The 17,712-nt window shown below is 56.5% G+C and carries 14 protein-coding genes; 8 read left to right on the forward strand and 6 right to left on the reverse strand.

The features are described from left to right. Positions 1–77 precede the first annotated feature (77 nt). The 4 genes from purC (at position 78) to ypfH (ending at position 4,522) form a co-directional block, all read left to right on the forward strand. Positions 78–791, forward strand: a complete 714-nt coding sequence (purC, locus tag F8561_RS18845; RefSeq protein WP_008501631.1) for a phosphoribosylaminoimidazolesuccinocarboxamide synthase — start codon at positions 78–80, stop codon at positions 789–791. A gap of 119 nt (positions 792–910) precedes the next feature. Beyond that, on the forward strand, positions 911–1,780 hold the full coding sequence (locus tag F8561_RS18850; RefSeq protein ID WP_020883068.1) for a neutral zinc metallopeptidase: 870 nt from the start codon (positions 911–913) through the stop codon (positions 1,778–1,780). Continuing rightward, on the forward strand, positions 1,780–3,753 hold the full coding sequence (locus F8561_RS18855) for a tRNA(Met) cytidine acetyltransferase TmcA (protein ID WP_151887780.1): 1,974 nt from the start codon (positions 1,780–1,782) through the stop codon (positions 3,751–3,753). The genes F8561_RS18850 and F8561_RS18855 overlap by 1 nt, the downstream gene beginning before the upstream one ends. Positions 3,754–3,826: 73 nt before the next feature. Beyond that, the gene (gene ypfH, locus F8561_RS18860; protein ID WP_032680517.1) at positions 3,827–4,522 is read left to right on the forward strand and encodes an esterase; all 696 of its coding nucleotides are present in this window, start codon (positions 3,827–3,829) and stop codon (positions 4,520–4,522) included. Positions 4,523–4,558: 36 nt separating this feature from the next. On the opposite strand, the gene F8561_RS18865 is transcribed toward ypfH, so the two are convergent. Genes F8561_RS18865 through F8561_RS18875 form a run of 3 tightly spaced genes read right to left on the reverse strand, consistent with a single transcriptional unit; the run spans position 4,559 to position 6,269 of the window. Further along, positions 4,559–4,756, reverse strand: coding sequence for a YpfN family protein (locus F8561_RS18865; protein WP_014171111.1), 198 nt, complete (start codon positions 4,754–4,756; stop codon positions 4,559–4,561). Between the two features lie 24 nt (positions 4,757–4,780). Continuing rightward, positions 4,781–5,908 carry a succinyl-diaminopimelate desuccinylase gene (gene dapE, locus F8561_RS18870; RefSeq protein ID WP_014171110.1) on the reverse strand — a complete coding sequence of 376 codons (1,128 nt, stop codon included), beginning with the start codon at positions 5,906–5,908 and terminating at the stop codon, positions 4,781–4,783. A gap of 10 nt (positions 5,909–5,918) precedes the next feature. Continuing rightward, complete coding sequence (locus F8561_RS18875; RefSeq protein WP_050737159.1) at positions 5,919–6,269, reverse strand: ArsC family reductase; 351 nt, start codon at positions 6,267–6,269, stop codon at positions 5,919–5,921. Between the two features lie 387 nt (positions 6,270–6,656). On the opposite strand from F8561_RS18875, the gene ypfM reads away from it, so the two are divergent. Continuing rightward, positions 6,657–6,716, forward strand: a complete 60-nt coding sequence (ypfM, locus tag F8561_RS18880; RefSeq protein WP_015572204.1) for a protein YpfM — start codon at positions 6,657–6,659, stop codon at positions 6,714–6,716. Positions 6,717–6,825: 109 nt separating this feature from the next. Here the strand turns inward: ypfM and acrD are convergent, their stop codons facing one another. Together acrD and narQ are read right to left on the reverse strand one after the other, a co-directional pair. Further along, positions 6,826–9,939 carry a multidrug efflux RND transporter permease AcrD gene (gene acrD, locus F8561_RS18885; RefSeq protein ID WP_020883072.1) on the reverse strand — a complete coding sequence of 1,038 codons (3,114 nt, stop codon included), beginning with the start codon at positions 9,937–9,939 and terminating at the stop codon, positions 6,826–6,828. 142 nt (positions 9,940–10,081) lie between these two features. Beyond that, entirely contained in the window at positions 10,082–11,776 is a 1,695-nt protein-coding gene (gene narQ, locus F8561_RS18890; protein WP_151887955.1) for a nitrate/nitrite two-component system sensor histidine kinase NarQ, read from the reverse strand. A 152-nt stretch (positions 11,777–11,928) separates the two neighbouring features. Between narQ and aegA the strand changes: the two genes are divergently transcribed. The 3 genes from aegA to F8561_RS18905 all read left to right on the forward strand — a co-directional run bounded on the left by aegA (position 11,929) and on the right by F8561_RS18905 (position 15,715). Continuing rightward, positions 11,929–13,905 (forward strand): formate-dependent uric acid utilization protein AegA, encoded by a 1,977-nt coding sequence (aegA, locus tag F8561_RS18895; protein WP_151887781.1) that lies wholly within the window; start codon positions 11,929–11,931, stop codon positions 13,903–13,905. Between the two features lie 67 nt (positions 13,906–13,972). Further along, complete coding sequence (nudK, locus tag F8561_RS18900) at positions 13,973–14,563, forward strand: GDP-mannose pyrophosphatase NudK (RefSeq protein ID WP_020883075.1); 591 nt, start codon at positions 13,973–13,975, stop codon at positions 14,561–14,563. Between the two features lie 108 nt (positions 14,564–14,671). Next, positions 14,672–15,715, forward strand: a complete 1,044-nt coding sequence (locus F8561_RS18905) for a DUF1176 domain-containing protein (protein WP_020883076.1) — start codon at positions 14,672–14,674, stop codon at positions 15,713–15,715. On the opposite strand, the gene tkt is transcribed toward F8561_RS18905, so the two are convergent. Then, entirely contained in the window at positions 15,712–17,700 is a 1,989-nt protein-coding gene (gene tkt / locus F8561_RS18910) for a transketolase (protein WP_020883077.1), read from the reverse strand. The two genes, F8561_RS18905 and tkt, sit on opposite strands and share 4 nt — an antisense overlap. Between the last annotated feature and the right edge of the window lie 12 nt (positions 17,701–17,712).

A 17,712-nucleotide genomic window follows, 5' to 3' on the forward strand; every position in this document is an offset into this window, starting at 1 on the left:
TTTCGTGCTACGCAAACGTGTGCGTGGCATAATATCCCCAGTTTTGAACACCAATCATCACACCAGGAGTAATGAAGATGCAGAAGCAAGCTGAGTTGTATCGTGGCAAAGCGAAGACCGTATACAGCACGGAAAACCCGGATCTGTTGGTGCTCGAGTTCCGCAATGATACGTCAGCAGGGGATGGCGCACGCATTGAGCAGTTCGATCGTAAAGGCATGGTGAACAACAAGTTCAACCACTTCATTATGACCAAACTGGCCGAAGCGGGTATCCCGACCCAAATGGAAGCGCTGTTGTCCGATACGGAATGTCTGGTGAAAAAACTGGATATGGTTCCGGTTGAGTGCGTCATTCGTAACCGCGCAGCAGGCTCCCTGGTGAAGCGTCTTGGTATTGAAGAAGGTATTGAGCTGAATCCACCGCTTTTTGACCTGTTCCTGAAAAACGATGCCATGCACGATCCGATGGTCAATGACTCTTATTGCGAAACCTTCGGCTGGGTGAATAAAGAGAACCTGGCGCGCATGAAAGAGCTGACCTACAAAGCCAACGACGTGCTGAAAAAACTGTTTGATGACGCGGGTCTGATCCTCGTCGACTTCAAACTGGAGTTCGGCCTGTTCAAAGGCGAAGTGGTTCTGGGTGATGAGTTCTCTCCGGACGGCAGCCGTCTGTGGGATAAAGAAACGCTGGATAAAATGGACAAAGACCGTTTCCGTCAGAGCCTGGGTGGCCTGATTGAAGCGTACGAAGCGGTTGCTCACCGTTTAGGCGTTAAGCTCGACTAACTCCCTCATCGCCAAAGGATATGTATATCCTTTGGCGTCTTACCCTTGTTTCCTATGGTAATCTTGCCGTTAACCGCCTACGATCATAGCTATTATTAATGGAATAGTTCGAGGTGGTTATGCGCTGGCAAGGGCGTCGTGAAAGTGACAACGTAGAAGACAGGCGCAGCGATAGCGGCGGCGGTCCTTCAATGGGTGGGCCTGGCTTCCGGTTACCCAGCGGAAAGGGCGGTATTATTCTGCTGATTGTGGTGCTGGTCGCGGGGTACTACGGTGTCGATCTGACCGGTTTAATGACCGGCCAGCCTCTGCAGCAACAGCAGCATTCTGAGCGCTCAATCAGCCCTAACGAGGATGAAGCGGCCAAATTTACCTCCGTTATTCTCGCCACCACAGAAGAAACCTGGGGTCAGCTGTTCGAGAAAATGGGGCGTACCTATCAGCAACCCAAGCTGGTGATGTACCGTGGTGCCACCCGTACCGGATGCGGCACCGGACAATCGGTTATGGGGCCGTTCTACTGTCCGGCAGACAGCACCGTCTATATCGATCTCTCTTTCTATGATGACATGAAACGCAAGCTTGGCGCTGACGGCGATTTTGCCCAGGGCTACGTTATTGCGCATGAAGTTGGGCACCATGTGCAAAAACTGCTGGGGATAGAACCCAAAGTACGCCAGCTTCAGCAAAACGCCTCTCAGGCTGAGGTAAACCGTCTTTCCGTACGCATGGAACTGCAGGCGGACTGCTTCGCGGGCGTCTGGGGGCACAACATGCAGCAGCAGGGCGTGCTGGAATCCGGCGACCTGGAAGAGGCGCTCAATGCCGCGCAGGCTATCGGTGACGATCGTCTTCAGCAGCAGAGCCAGGGCCGCGTCGTCCCCGACAGCTTTACTCACGGCACATCACAACAACGATACAGCTGGTTCAAACGCGGTTTCGACAGCGGTGACCCGGCGCAGTGTAATACCTTCGGCAAAGCCATGTAATGGTGGCGTTTGAACATCTGATTCGCGAGCTTGAGCACAAAGGTCATCGTCGGCTGGTGGTGCTCAGCGGCGATGAGCAGTGGACATTCACGCAGGCATCAGCCCTGCGTGATGCCTTGCCCGGAGACTGGCTGTGGCTGGCGGATAACGCGTCCAGAGCCATCAGCGGGCTGCTGGGACGCGAGTTCCGGCACGCAATTTTTGATGCCCGCGCCGGGTTTGACGTCTCAGCCTTTGCGGCCCTGAGCGGGACGCTGCGTGCCGGTAGCCTTCTGGTGCTGCTGGTACCGTCCCCTGACGTGTGGGCGGAACAACCTGACAGCGATTCCCTGCGCTGGAGTGACAGCGCCGAACCCATCGCCACGCCAAATTTTATTCACCACTTTTGCCGGACGATTGCCGAGGATCCTGAGGCGATCGTCTGGCTTCAACATCAGCCTTTATCGCTCCCTGCACGATCCGACGCCCCTGACTGGCAGCCCGCCAGCGGTGCGCCGCAGCGCGAGCAGGCTGAGATCCTGGCAGCACTCCTGGCCATGAAACGCGGCGTTGTGGCCGTTACGGCCCCGCGCGGACGCGGAAAGTCTGCGCTGGCGGGCATGCTGTTGAGCCGCACGCAGGGCAGTGCCATTGTCACCGCGCCATCAAAGGGGGCGACGGAGGTTATCGCCCGTTTTGCCGGCGAACGTTTTCACTTTATGGCCCCGGACGCGCTGCTGGCCTCTGAAGAGCAGGCCGACTGGCTGATTGTCGACGAAGCCGCCGCCATCCCCGGACCGCTGCTTGAAAAGCTGGTCGACCGTTTCCCGCGCGTCCTGCTGACCACAACGGTGCAGGGTTACGAAGGAACAGGAAGAGGCTTTCTGCTTAAATTCTGTAGCCGGTTCAGCGGGTTGCAGCGGTATACCTTATCAACCCCGGTACGCTGGGCTGCAGGATGTCCTCTTGAGCGGGTCGTCGCCAGCGCACTGCTGTTTGACGATACGCTTATCGATCGCAGCCCAACAGGCGCCATACAGTTGACCTCTCTGGCCCCGGAAGCATGGACGAGCAACCCGGCGCTGGCGGCGAGTGTGTATGAGCTGCTTTGTGCGGCACATTACCGCACCTCACCGCTTGATTTACGCCGCATGATGGACGCGCCCGGCCAGCACTTCGCCGTCGCCCAAACGGACTCTGTCATTGCCGGGGCGCTCTGGCTGGTGGAAGAGGGGGGATTAACAGCGCAGCTCAGCCGTGCCGTCTGGGCGGGGTTCCGCCGTCCTCGCGGGAACCTGGTGGCGCAGTCCCTTGCCGCGCATGGCGGCTCCCCGCTGGCGGCGACGCTCAAAGGCCGACGGGTGACCCGAATAGCGGTACATCCTCGTCGTCAACGGGAAGGCATCGGACAGGCGCTGATCCGCAGCGCAAGCGGCGAGGATTACCTGTCGGTGAGCTTTGGCTATACCGATGAACTGTGGCGTTTCTGGCAGCGATGCGGCTTTGTGCTGGTGCGCATGGGCAGCCATCGCGAAGCCAGCAGCGGCTGTTATACCGCAATGGCCTTGCTGCCGCTCAGCGACGCGGGGCGACAGCTGTGTGAGCAGGCGCATCAGCGACTGCGTCGCGATGCGCGCGTGTTATCGGCCCTGAACGGTGAAAAGATCCCGGTGGACGATGGCTGGGAGGCTACCCTTAATAGTGACGACTGGCTGGAGCTGGCGGGGTTTGCCTTTGCCCATCGCGCATTTTCTACCTCCGTCGCGGCGTTAACGCGGTTGCTGCTAAGCGTGGACATGCCGCTGCCCGCCCTGCGCGGGAAAGTGGAGGCGAGAAGTGATGACGCCCGGCTCAGCGCTGAACTGCTTCTTTCGGGGCGAAAAGCGTTACTGGCCAGGCTTCGCAGTGAAACGGCGCAAGCGCTTGAAAGCCTTGAACCTGCACGCTGTCAGCAGCTGAAAGACGACATTTTGCAATGGCAATTTTTTCAATGACTTCTTCAGTAAAGTGGCATGGTCATTCCTCCTGAGAGGCGTAGAATCCAGGCCATCAGATAAGGAGACCGCCATGAAACACGATCATTTTGTTGTTCAAAGCCCTGATAAACCGGCTAAACAGTTACTGCTTCTGTTTCATGGTGTTGGCGATAACGCCGTCAATATGGGCCAGATTGGCAGCTGGTTTGCCCCGGTATTTCCGCAGGCGCTGATTGTCAGTATTGGCGGAGTGGAGCCGTGTGGTCCGAACGGACGGCAGTGGTTCTCCGTTCAGGGCGTTACGGAAGAGAACCGTCAGGCACGTATTGACGCCGTCATGCCTGTCTTTATCGACACCGTGCGTTACTGGCAGCAGCAGAGCGGCGTTGGTGCCGATGCGACCGCGCTGATTGGCTTTTCGCAGGGGTCTATCATGTCCCTGGAGAGCGTAAAAGCGCAGCCAGGCCTGGTGTCGCGTGTGATTGCTTTTAACGGGCGCTTTGCGACGTTACCGCAACGCGCGACGACGCAGACCACGATCCATCTGATCCACGGTGGTGAAGACCGCGTGATTGAACTTTCGCATGCGGTTGCCGCGCAGGAAGCGCTGATCCGCGAAGGCGGGGATGTGACGCTGGATATTGTAGACGATCTGGGGCACGCGATTGATGACCGCAGCATGCAGTTTGCGCTCGATCATCTGCGTTATACCGTACCGAAGCACTACTTTGATGAAGCGCTCAGCGGCGGCAAGCCAAATGACGATGATATCGTCGAGTTTATGTGATGTAGCCCCCTCTCCCACAGGAGAGGGGACAGAGAATCACTTCTTCTGGTCTTTCTTCGGCCAGTCGTCATCATCGTCCCACTTATCGTTAAAATCACGATGCGGTGGAAGATCCGGTTTGTTGGCGAGAAACTTTTTGTGATCAACGCGCTTAAGATCTTTAATGACGTTAAGTAACACGCCGACCAGAAACACTAACACCAGAATCCACCAGTACTTTGAAAGCCAGTCCATTCGCTATTCCTCTCAGAGCGTTCGTCAGGCGACGAGTTGCTCCATAATTCGTTGATACATACGGGCCAGCAGCTGCAAATCAGCAGCATTCACACATTCATTGATTTTATGAATGGTTGCGTTCACCGGCCCCAGTTCGACAACCTGGGCCCCCATCCGGGCAATAAAACGTCCGTCTGAGGTGCCACCTGTCGTCAGCAGTTGTGGCTTAATTTCATTATAGTGCTCGATGGCGTTCACTACCGCATCCACCAGTTTGCCGCGCTGGGTCAGGAACGGCTGGCCGGAAAGCCACCAGTCCACGGTGTAACGCAGATTATATTTTTCCAGCAGCGCGATAACGCGCGCTTTGATCATCTCATCGGTCAGTTCAGTGCTGAAGCGGAAGTTAAACTGGACAAAGAAATCACCCGGGATCACGTTGTTGCTGCCGGTACCGGCCTTCAGGTTTGCAATCTGCATGCTGGTCGGCGGGAAGAACTCATTGCCTTTATCCCACTCGATGGTCACCAGTTCGTTTAGCATCGGTGCCGCGCGATGGACCGGGTTATCGGCCAGGTGTGGATAGGCAACGTGCCCCTGAACGCCATGAAGCGTCAAATTGCAGGTCAGCGAACCACGGCGACCATTTTTGACGACGTCTCCCACCACTTCCGTACTGGACGGCTCGCCGACCAGGCAGTAGTCGAGACGCTCATTGCGGGCCATCAGCGCCTCAACGACCTTCACGGTGCCGTTGTGGGCGCTGGCTTCTTCGTCAGAGGTGATCAGAAACGCGAGGCGGTTTCTGTGGTTCGGATGTTGGGCAACGAAGCGCTCTGCCGCCACGACCATCGCCGCCAGCGAGCCTTTCATGTCTGCCGCACCGCGCCCGAACAACATGCCATCGCGGATGGTGGGTTCAAACGGCGGGTTGATCCAGCGATCCGCATCACCTGCAGGAACGACGTCGGTATGTCCGGCAAAGGCCAGCGTTTCGCCCTGACCGCGCCATGCCCAGAAGTTCTGGGTATCGCCAACGTCCATGCGTTCAACGGTGAAACCGATGGCACGCAGGCGCTCAATCATTAATGCCTGACAACCTGCGTCGTCCGGGCTAAGGGAGGGACGGCGAATAAGCTGCTGAGTCAGCTCAATGACCGGGCATGACATAAACTACACCTCAACGAAAAAAGTCGGAATAAAGGGTTTCACTGAAACCCAGCAGCATAGGCTGCCCGGGCGCGCAGAGCAATGGGCGTTTGATGATTGCCGGCATTTCGAGCATCAGTTTGGCGGCACTGTCGGCGTCGGTGATGCCAGCCCGGACGGCTTCATCCAGTTTACGCCAGGTGGTACCACGGGTATTCAGCAGCGCCTCCCAACCCAGTTCCTTGATAGCGGTATGCAGAAATTCTGCATCAAGCCCGTCAACGCGATAGTCATGGAAACGGTACTCCACGTTGTTTGCTTCCAGCCAGCGGCGTGCTTTTTTGATGGTGTCGCAATTTTTAATGCCGTACATCACAACCATGGTGAATCCTTTTGTTCTTATGATGATTAAATGTTCAGTAATTTCGAAGATATATCCTTAAGTGGAATATAACACATTCAGGAATTGTCTTGATTTACACTTCTTCTTAATTCAACTCACAACTGTACGCTGAATATTCTTTCATCATTTAAGCATAGATGTCCATAAGACCGAAAATGCTAATGAACTCAGGCGGTAATTTAAATCTCACCTGCCTGTATGGTTATTTCAAAATATTGCTGAGCGTCACACAAAATTTAAGGCCCTGCGTTCATATTTATCATAAATCCCTGACAGTAGCGGGGTACAATCACAGCGATAGGTTAGACGGTCTTCACAATGATGATACGTTTTCGTAGAATGCGCATAATAATAAGAGAGGTAGTTATGATTGAACGTGAACTGGGGAACTGGAAAGATTTTATCGAAGGCATGCTTCGTAAATGACATTCAGTAAGAATTGCAAGAGCACTTAAATAAGTAAAATAACCATAGTGTGAATTAATCACACACCCTAAAAGGCGGCCCTGAGAGCCGCCTTTTTTATTACGTACTGTTATTCAGGACGTTCCTTCAGCGGGAAGCGGCGACGCACCAGCACAAAGAACAGCGGCACAAAATAAATGGCCAGGACGGTTGCCGAAATCATGCCTCCCATCACCCCTGTACCTACCGCATGCTGGCTGCTGGAGCCCGCACCGGTGCTGGTTGCCATCGGTAATACCCCAAAGACAAATGCCAGCGACGTCATCAGGATCGGACGCAAGCGCTGACGGCAGGCGTGCAGTGTGGCCGCCATCAGCTCGTGGCCTTTGGCATTCATCTCGTTGGCAAACTCAACAATCAGGATCGCGTTTTTCGCCGACAGGCCGATCACGGTGAGCAGCCCTACCTGGAAGTACACATCATTCTCCAGACCGCGCATCCAGGTCGCCAGCAGCGCACCGATGACGCCAAGCGGCACCACCAGCATGACCGAGAACGGAACGGACCAGCTTTCATACAGCGCGGCAAGACAGAGGAAGACCACCAGCAGGGAAAGCGCGTAAAGCGCAGGCGCCTGTGCCCCGGAGAGCCGCTCCTGATAAGACATCGCCGTCCACTCCAGCCCAAACCCGGCAGGCAGCTGTTGCACCAGTTTCTCCATGGTGTCCATGGCGGTACCGGTACTGACGCCCGGCGCGGCTTCACCGACGATTTCTACCGCCGAATAGCCGTTATAGCGTTCCAGACGCGGCGAACCACTCTCCCAGTGCGACGAGGCGAACGCCGAGAATGGCACCATCCCGCCTGCGTTATTACGAACAAACCAGCGGTTAATATCATTCGGCAACATACGGAACGGTGCGGCGGACTGGACATACACTTTTTTCACACGCCCACGATCCATAAAGTCATTCACATAGCTTGAGCCCCAGGCCGTCTGCAGGGTGTCGTTAATGTCGTCGATGGAAACACCCAGAGCCTGCGCCTTACGCTGATCAATATCCACCTGCAGCTGCGGGCTGTCATCCAGGCCGTTATGACGAACGCGGGTCAGGTCAGCGTCTTTGCCCGCCAGCGCTAACAGCTTATCGCGTGCGGCCATCAGCGCAGTGTGGCCTGCACCGGCGTGATCCTGCAGCTCCATGTCAAACCCGGCAGAACTGCCCAGCCCGCTAATGGCCGGTGGGCTGCTGGCAAAGACGCGCGCTTCGTTGATCTTCGTAAAAGCGTGGGTTGCGCGTTCAATGATGGCCGACGCGGTCCCCGTTTTTGTGTCGCGCTCGTCCCAGTCCTTCAGGCGTACAAACATACGGGCGACGTTCTGCCCGTTACCGCCCGGGCCAGAGCCCACGGTGGAGAAGACCGACACCACATTATCTTTCTCCTGGGTGAAGAAGTACTGTTCGACTTTTTCGACCACTTTCAGCGTCTGCTGCTGCGTCGCGCCGCTCGGAAGTTGCACGGAGGTGGTGAACATTCCCCGGTCCTCCATTGGCAGAAACGAGGTAGGCAGATGCAGGAATAGCCAGACCATTCCACCCAGCAGCACTACGTAAATCAGCATCCAGCGCAGGCTGCGGTGCAACACTTTACCGACGGCGGATTCATAACGCGCGGCATTGCGGTTAAACATGCGGTTAAACCAGCCGAAGAACCCTTTCTGACCATGCTGCTCGCCTTTGTGCAAAGGCTTAAGAAGGGTAGAGCAGAGCGCAGGGGTCAGGATCAGCGCCACCAGTACAGAAAGCACCATTGCCGAGACGATGGTTATCGAGAACTGGCGGTAAATGGCGCCGGTTGTGCCGCCAAAGAAGGCCATCGGGATAAAGACCGCCGAAAGCACCATGGCGATGCCGACTAACGCGCCCTGTATTTGCCCCATCGATTTACGCGTGGCCTGGCGCGGGGAAAGGCCTTCCTCGCTCATGATGCGCTCGACGTTTTCAACCACCACGATGGCGTCATCCACCAGAAGGCCAATTGCCAGCACCATTGCAAACATCGTCAGCGTGTTGATGCTGTAGCCAAACGCGTAAAGCACCGCGAAGGTGCCCAGCAGGACCACGGGGACGGCTATGGTCGGGATCAGCGTCGCCCGGAAGTTTTGCAGGAACAGGTACATGACCAGGAAGACCAGCGCGATGGCTTCCAGCAGGGTCTTCACCACATCCTCAATCGACGCTTTAACGAAGGAGGTGGTTTCGTAGGCGACTTTGTATTCAAGGCCGTGAGGGAAATAGTTCGACAGCTCGTCCAGGCGGTCTAACACCAGTTTCGCCGTCGCCATTTCATTTGCGCCGGAGGCCAGTTTAATCCCCAGGCCGGAGGCGGGATTACCGTTAAAGCGGCTCAGGTAGTCGTACTTTTCCGCGCCCATTTCCACCGTGGCGACATCGCCCAGCCGCACTTCTGAACCGTCCTGATTCACGCGCAGGGTGATGTTGCGGAACTGGTCCGGAGTCTGAAGCAGCGATTGCGAGTTAATGGTGGCATTCAGGGCTTGTTTTTCGACGGAAGGCGTTCCTCCCAGCTGCCCTACGGCAATCTGGGCGTTCTGCGACTTGATGGCGTCCGTCACGTCAGTCGCCGTCATCTGGAAGCTGTTCAGCTTGTCAGGATCGAGCCAGATGCGCATTGAATATTGTGACCCGTAGGCGTCGATATCCCCTACGCCGTTAATACGGCTGAGCGGGTCCTGAATGTTACTGGCAACGTAGTCCGCAATATCCTGCTTATCCATGGAACCATCGGTGGAGACAAACGCGATGGTCAAAATATTGGTATCCCCCGTTTTACGTACGGTAACGCCCTGATTTTGCACTGCCTGCGGCAGTTTTCGCATGGCTGACTGCAGCTGGTTTTGTACCTGCTGCACCGCTTCATCCGGGTCAGTCCCGGCCGTAAAGCTCAGGGTCACCGTCGCCTGGCCCGTGGCACTGCTTTGTGAGGACATGTACATCAGGTTATCCAGACCCGTCATGTTCTGCTCGATAACCTGCGTCACGGTATTTTCCAGCGTCTGTGCCGAGGCGCCGGGATAGTTTGCTGTGACACGCACGTTAGGAGGTGCCAGATCGGGGTATTGCTCAACGGGAAGTGAAGTAATGGCCAGGACACCTGTCAGACACAACAGAATGGCAAGTACCCAGGCAAAAATGGGGCGATCGATGAAAAAATTCGCCATGAAAAATTGACCTCGTTTTGCTGCACGTCATTATTGTTTATTGCCCGCACCACTTTAGCGGCAAGACGAAGACCAAACGTGGAGAAATAAAGGAGATAATGTAAATTATCATGCGCGTTTCTCTGCGCTGCCCCCTTTACGGTTATTTACCTGTTAACGCCAGCGACGAAGGGAATGTCACGCTCACCTGCGTTCCCCCATTTTGTGGCTGCGAAAAGTGCAGGGTACCGCCGAGCCGTTCCGCGCGTTCACGCATAATATTCAGCCCGTAATGTCCTGGCGGCTCGCTGGCTTCGCCAATCCCGATGCCATTGTCGCGAATGCTCACGCTGTGCGTGCCGTCCACGGCGGTGATACAGCTTACGGTGATCTCGCTGGCCTGCGCGTGCTTGATTGCGTTCAACACCGCTTCACGCACGATCTGCAGCAGATGCACCTGCTTTTGTGCGTCAAGGGCCAGCGAGGAGAGGCGACAGTCAAGATGCAGCTTTGCCTGCGTCTGGCTCTGCAGGCCGTCGAGTGACTCCTGAAGGGCCGCCGGCAGGTTAGCGTGGTTGAGCGTCAGGCGGAAGGTGGTGAGCAGCTCGCGAAGCTGATGCCAGGCATTGTTAAGCTCGCGGGAGAAGTCGGTGATGATGGTCTGCGCCGGGGTATTCTCTTGCGGTACGGCACGCTTAAGCAGCGTAAGCTGGATCCGCAGATACGACAACACCTGCGCGAGGGAATCATGCAGTTCGCGGGCAATCGTCGCGCGCTCTTCCATCAGCAGCAACTGCTGGTAATGCTTTTGCGCCTGGTTGAAGTAAAGCCCGCGCCCGAGCATTGTCGCCACGCTTCTCATCAGCGGAAGCGGGACGCTGTCCGTCTCGCTCTGCCAGCGCAGCTCGCCGTAGAGCGTGTCCTGCATCAGCACCGGCAGGTTTTGCAGCGGCATGTCGGCTGCCTCACTCCCTTCACACAGACGCCAGTCGTCGCTGGTCCGTAACTCCAGATAATTCATCCGGGTGTATTCATGGACGATTTGCAATATATGGCGGAAACAGTGGCTGTCTATCTGTCCGGTGTTGAGCGCCTGCGAACATTTGAACAGCATTTCGAGCTGCTGGTGCGCCTCGTTCAGGTGCCGGGTCTTTTCCGCAACCGAATCTTCAAGCGAGCGATAGAGGGTGTGTAACTCCGCCGACATATGGTTAAAGGCCCGGGACAGCTGACCGAGTTCATTCGGCAAAGCGGTATCCGGTGCCGGGGTATCAAATTGTCCCCGTTCAACGCGTTCGCTTGCGGCGACCAGATTGTTGAGCGGCAAGACCACCTGACGACGGATGCGTCGCAGGGTAAACACCGTCAGCAGCAGGATCCCCAGCGCGCCAGCCAGAGAGAGCAGGGTCACCGTCTGAATTTTATGTTCGGTATAGTGCTGAAGGGCGAGCACAAAGGCATCAATGCGGCCAACAAAATCTTCGATATGGGTTTGATACCACGCGAGATCGCCGCGGGCGATGTGCGTATCCATCTCCTGCCAGGCCAGATGCAGCTGCTGGTAGCGCTGTTTGACATCGTCCGGCACGTACCAGCGGTTCAGCTTTTGTAGTGCAGGTGCGCTCAGGGTGTGTTGCCAGTGTTGGCGATGCTGTGTCAGGGAAGGGCTGTTGCGCTGCATCTCATAGCCCAGCCGGTAACTCTGCATACGCAGTGAACCCGCAATATTGATGGCTTCGGCGTCACGCTGGCTGCTGGCAAGCGTCAGCAGCGCGACGGTGCTGGTCAGAACGGATAACACAATCATCGAAAAGAAAGCCCAGGCCAGGCTTGCGGAAACAGGGCGTTTAACGGTCACAGAACGGCTTCCTGAATAAAATTGATCTGCCACAGGTTCACTGGAAATAGTTTGGCATTCCGGGCAATTGAACATTGCCTGACGACGCTGTGATGAGTAAATACCATATTCATACAAAGAATAAGGTTATTGAACCAAAAACAGGTGTCGTTATGAATCGTTTTATTATGGCTAACAGCCAGCAATGTATTGGGTGCCACGCCTGCGAAGTTGCCTGCGTAATGGCGCATAATGATGAGCAACATGTCCTGAGCGAGCGCCATTTCCATCCCCGTATTACGGTCCTTAACTCTGGCGCGCAGAACAGCCCCGTCACCTGTCACCACTGTGAAAATGCCCCGTGTGCACTCAGTTGCCCGAACGGCGCCATCAGCAAACGCGATGACAGCGTACAGGTGAATCAACAAAAATGCATCGGTTGTAAAGCCTGCGTGGTTGCCTGTCCCTTCGGCACAATGGAGATTATCGTTACGCCGCTCGACAACGGCAGTGCAAAAGCCTCGGCGTATAAATGCGATCTCTGCCTGACCCGCCCGCAGGGCCCGGCCTGTATTGAAAATTGCCCGGCAGATGTGCTGACGCTGGCGACGCCAGACGTGCTGGATAAGCTGGCAAAATCGCGCCGTCAGCGCACCGCCAGGCTGGAGGCGCAGCCCTGGCACAGTGAGGCAGTCAGCGAGGAGACGGCACCCACCAAACTGCAGCAGATGCAAAACACACCACCACGCGGCGAGCCCGACAAACTGGCTGCCGAAGAGCGGGTTGGCCATTTCAATGAAATATACCTGCCGTTTCGGACCGAACAGGCCAGACGCGAGGCATCGCGCTGCCTGAAATGCGGGGAGCACAGCATATGTGAATGGACCTGCCCGCTGCATAACCACATTCCGCAGTGGATTGAACGGATTAACGCCGGTGACATCCTCGGCGCGGTCGAACTTTCTCATCAGACCAACTGTTTACCTGAAATTACCGGCCGGGTCTGCCCGCAGGACAGGTTATGTGAAGGTGCCTGCACCGTGCGCGATGCGTCAGGGTCGGTGACCATTGGCAACCTCGAGCGCTACATCTCTGACCAGGCGCTGGCGTTGGGCTGGCGACCGGATATGTCTGGCGTTTCTTCGGTGGGAAAACGCGTCGCGATTATCGGCGCGGGGCCTGCCGGACTGGCATGCGCGGATGTGCTGGTGCGCAGCGGAGTGAGCGTGACGGTCTATGACAGGCATCCCGAAATCGGCGGCTTGCTGACCTTCGGCATTCCGGCCTTTAAGCTGGATAAATCCCTGCTCGCACGACGCAGAGAGATTTTTACTGCGATGGGGGTTCACTTCGAGCTGAACTGCGACGTGGGCAGCGATGTGTCGTTGTCTCAGTTGCAAACAGATTACGACGCCCTGTTCATTGGCGTGGGAACCTATCGTTCGATGAAAGCGGGCATCCCCCATGAAGATGCGCCGGGCGTCTACGATGCGCTGCCGTTCCTGGTGGGGAACACGCGCCACGTCATGGGGCTGGACGCGACGGCCAACGAACCGTTTATCGACACCCGTGGACTCAATGTGGTGGTGCTGGGCGGGGGCGATACCGCAATGGACTGCGTGCGCACCGCGTTACGTCACGGCGCGGCAAAAGTCACCTGCGCCTATCGCCGGGATGAAGCCAATATGCCGGGCTCGAAAAAAGAGGTGAAGAATGCGAAAGAAGAGGGAGCCGCATTTGAATTTAACGTCCAGCCCGTTGAATTGACCCTTGCTGCTGACGGCAAGGTTAACGGCATCCGGATGCTGCGCACCCGGATGGGAGAGCCGGATGCGCAGGGGCGTCGTCGACCCGTCCCGGTGGAGGGCAGCGAGTTTGTCATGCCGGCCGATGCGGTGATTATGGCTTTTGGCTTTAACCCACATGCCATGCCCTGGCTGGAGAGTCAGGGCGTCAACACCGATGACTGGGGGCGAATCATTGCCTCGGTGGAAAGCCGCTATCGTTACCAGACGTCTAACCCGCAAATTTTCGCCGGCGGTGATGCGGTGCGCGGCGCTGATCTGGTGGTGACGGCGATGGCGGAAGGGCGTCATGCGGCGCGGGGGATCCTTGACTGGCTTGAGGTCAGTGTGCCGAAAATGCACTAAACCAGGCGGGCGACAAAGCGGGTTTCACGGCGTACTATAGGAAGACTCATTGTGTCGTGGAGCCCGTATGACCCTGAAAATTGACGTTATCAAAGACAAAATCCTTTCTGAAAACTACTTTGTCCTGCGTAACATCACTTACGATTTAACCCGTAATAACGGTGAAGTGATCCGCCATAAACGCGAGGTCTATGACCGCGGCAATGGCGCCACCATTTTGCTCTATAACCGTGAAAAGCAGAGTGTGGTGCTGATCCGTCAGTTCAGGGTAGCAACATGGGTCAATGGCAACCCTGACGGAAGATTGATTGAAACCTGTGCGGGCCTGCTTGATGACGACGAGCCGGAAGTGTGCATCCGCAAAGAGGCCGTCGAAGAGACTGGCTTTGAAGTGGGAGAGGTCAAAAAGGTCTTCGAGCTGTTTATGTCTCCTGGCGGCGTGACGGAAATCGTCCACTTCTTCATCGCGGAATACAGCGATGCGCAGCGTACTCACCGCGGCGGTGGCGTGGAAGATGAAGATATTGAAGTGCTGGAGTTGCCGTTTTCCCGGGCGCTGGAGATGATGCATGCCGGGGAAATCAGGGATGGTAAAGCTGTGATATTACTACAGTATCTTCAAACGACCGGGCTGATGAACGCCTCTTTCGAACGGTGATAGATTGTATTTCGGATAAATCTATCCGATAAATCCGATTGAGCAACCCGGGCGGGAACACGAAGATACAGCCCAGTTAAGCGTTTTCGTTCCGGGATTGTGCCATTCATGCGCTATTGCGTCTCTCTTCTCTGCCTGTTTTGCGTGCTCACCTCCTCGCAGGTGTGGGCTGCGCCTGCCCAGCAATTGTTTTCTGACTGGCAGGTGACCTGCAATAACCAGAATTTTTGCCTCGCACGCAATACCGGTGAACACCGGGGGCTGGTCATGACGCTCAGCCGCAGTGCCGGCGCGAAAACCGACGCTACGCTGCGTATCGATCTCGGCGGCCTTGCTGACCCTGCCGTGAAAGAAGCGGATATTGCGCCGCGGTTGTTGCTGGATAAGGTTCCTCTCAAGCTGGATCGGCAGCACTGGCAGTTAACCCCGTGGCATCTGAAAAGTGATGATGCCGCCACCATCACGGCGTTTCTGAAAAATATCCAGGAAGGAAAAGCCCTGACCTTGCGCGGCGGTGACCAGGTTATCTCTCTGAACGGCCTGAAAGCCGCGCTGTTGTTTATTGACGCGCAGCAGAAACGTGTCGGGAGTGAAACGGCCTGGATTAAAAAAGGTGACGATCCGCCGTTAAGCGTGCCGCCTGCACCCGCCTTAAAAAAGGTGGCGGTAGTCAATCCGACGCCGACGCCGCTCTCCCACGCCGAATTGAACGACCTGCTGGATTATGGCACCTGGCGGATGAACAACAGCCAGTGCTCGCTCGATCCTAACCGCCGGGAAGTGCGCGTCACCGCGTTAACCGATGAAAAAGCATTGCTGATTATTAGCTGTGAGGCGGGGGCGTATAACACGGTCGATCTGGCCTGGCTGGTATCGCGCAAAAAGCCGTTTTCTTCCCGCAGCGTAAGGCTGCGTCTGCCTTTCACCCCTGCAGACGATAGCAGTGAAATCGAATTGATGAATGCCCGCTTTGATGAGAAAACGCGCGAGCTGACTACGCTCGCGCTGGGGCGCGGTATTGGCGATTGTGGGGTCCAGACGCGCTGGCGTTTTGACGGCCAGCGTTTCCGCCTGGTGCGTTATGCAGAAGAGCCCAGCTGCGATAACTGGAATGGGCCAGATGCCTGGCCCACGTTGTGGATCACGCGCTAAATTACGCTCAGCGCCTTCTCAACCACATTCTCAACGGTAAAGCCAAAATACGGGAACAGCTTGTCGGCAGGCGCCGACTCGCCGTACCCACGCATCCCGACGATGGCACCCTTGAGCCCGACATATTTGTACCAGTAGTCGGCGATACCCGCCTCGACGGCCACACGGGCTGCGACGTTAGAGGGCAGGACCGATTCACGGTAGGCCTCATCCTGAGCATCAAAAATGTCGGTGGACGGCAGGGATACCACGCGTACCGCATGACCTTCGGCGGTCAGTTTTTCTGCGGCCTTCACGGTAATTTCCACCTCAGAACCGGTAGCAATCAGGATGACATCCGGTTTGCCGCCGCTGTCTTTCAGGATGTAACCGCCGCGGGCGATATTTTTTACCTGCTCCGGCGTGCGTTCAATCTGGGCCAGGTTTTGCCGCGACAGAATTAATGCCGTTGGCCCCGTGTGGCGCTCAACCGCCAGCTTCCAGCCAACCGCCGCTTCGACCTGATCGCACGGACGCCAGGTGCTGAAGTTTGGCGTCAAACGCAGGCTTGCCAGCTGCTCAACGGCCTGGTGCGTGGGACCGTCTTCACCCAGACCAATCGAGTCGTGGGTGTAGACCATGATCTGCCGCGCTTTCATTAATGCCGCCATACGCGCCGCGTTACGGGCGTACTCAACGAACATCAGGAAGGTGGCGGTGTAGGGCACAAACCCGCCGTGATGGGCGATGCCGTTGGCAATGGCGGTCATCCCGAACTCACGCACCCCATAGTGGATATAGTTCCCGGCAATATCCTCTTTCAGCGATTTTGAGCCAGACCAGATCGTCAGGTTACTTGGAGCCAGATCCGCGGAGCCGCCCAGCAGTTCGGGCAGGAGGGGGCCGATGGCGTTCAGCGTGTTTTGCGAGGCCTTACGGGTGGCAATTTTCGCCGGGTTAGACTGCAGATTTTCAATCAGCGCCTGGGTTTTCGCTTCCCAGTCCTCCGGCAGGCCACCGCTCATGCGACGCGAGAATTCAGCGGCCAGTTCCGGGTGGGCTTTTTGATAGGCGGCAAATTTTTCATTCCACGCGTGCTGGGCTTTTTCACCCTCTTCGCGGGCGTCCCACTCGCGGTAGATCTCTTTCGGGATCTCAAACGGTGGGTATTTCCAGCCCAGTTTCTGCCGGGTCAGCGCCACTTCTTCTTCACCCAGCGCCGCGCCGTGGGCTTCCTCTTTACCCGCTTTGTTCGGTGAGCCGAAACCGATGGTGGTGCGACAGATGATCAGGGACGGTTTGTCCTTAACGCTTTGCGCTTCCTGAATCGCTTTTTTCACCGCTTCTGGGTCGTGGCCGTCAATTTCATGCACTACGTGCCAGTGGTAGGCCTCAAACCGTTTTGCCGTGTCGTCGGTAAACCAGCCTTTGGTCTCCCCGTCGATGGAGATACCGTTGTGATCGTAAAATCCGATCAGCTTGCCCAGCCCCAGCGTGCCCGCCAGCGAACAGACTTCGTGAGAAATCCCCTCCATCAGACAGCCGTCGCCCATAAACACATAAGTGTAGTGATCGACAATCTCGTGGTCTGGCTGGTTAAACTGCGCCGCCAGCGTGCGTTCGGCAATCGCCAGCCCGACCGCGTTGGCTAACCCCTGGCCGAGCGGCCCGGTGGTGGTCTCCACACCCGGCGTATAGCCTATCTCCGGGTGGCCCGGGGTTTTTGAGTGCAGCTGGCGGAAGTTTTTTAACTCGGATAGCGGCAGGTCGTAGCCGGAAAGGTGCAGCAGGCTGTAGAGCAGCATGGAGGCGTGGCCGTTAGAGAGAATAAAACGGTCACGATCGTACCAGCTGGGGTCGTTCGGGTTGTGCTTCAGGAAATCATTCCACAGCACTTCGGCAATGTCAGCCATGCCCATGGGGGCGCCAGGGTGGCCGGAATTGGCTTTCTGCACGGCATCCATGCTGAGGGCGCGAATGGCATTGGCTAGCTCTTTACGGGACATAATTCACTCCGT

Source organism: Enterobacter sp. 198 (genome assembly GCF_009025585.1).
Taxonomy (GTDB): domain Bacteria; phylum Pseudomonadota; class Gammaproteobacteria; order Enterobacterales; family Enterobacteriaceae; genus Enterobacter; species Enterobacter ludwigii.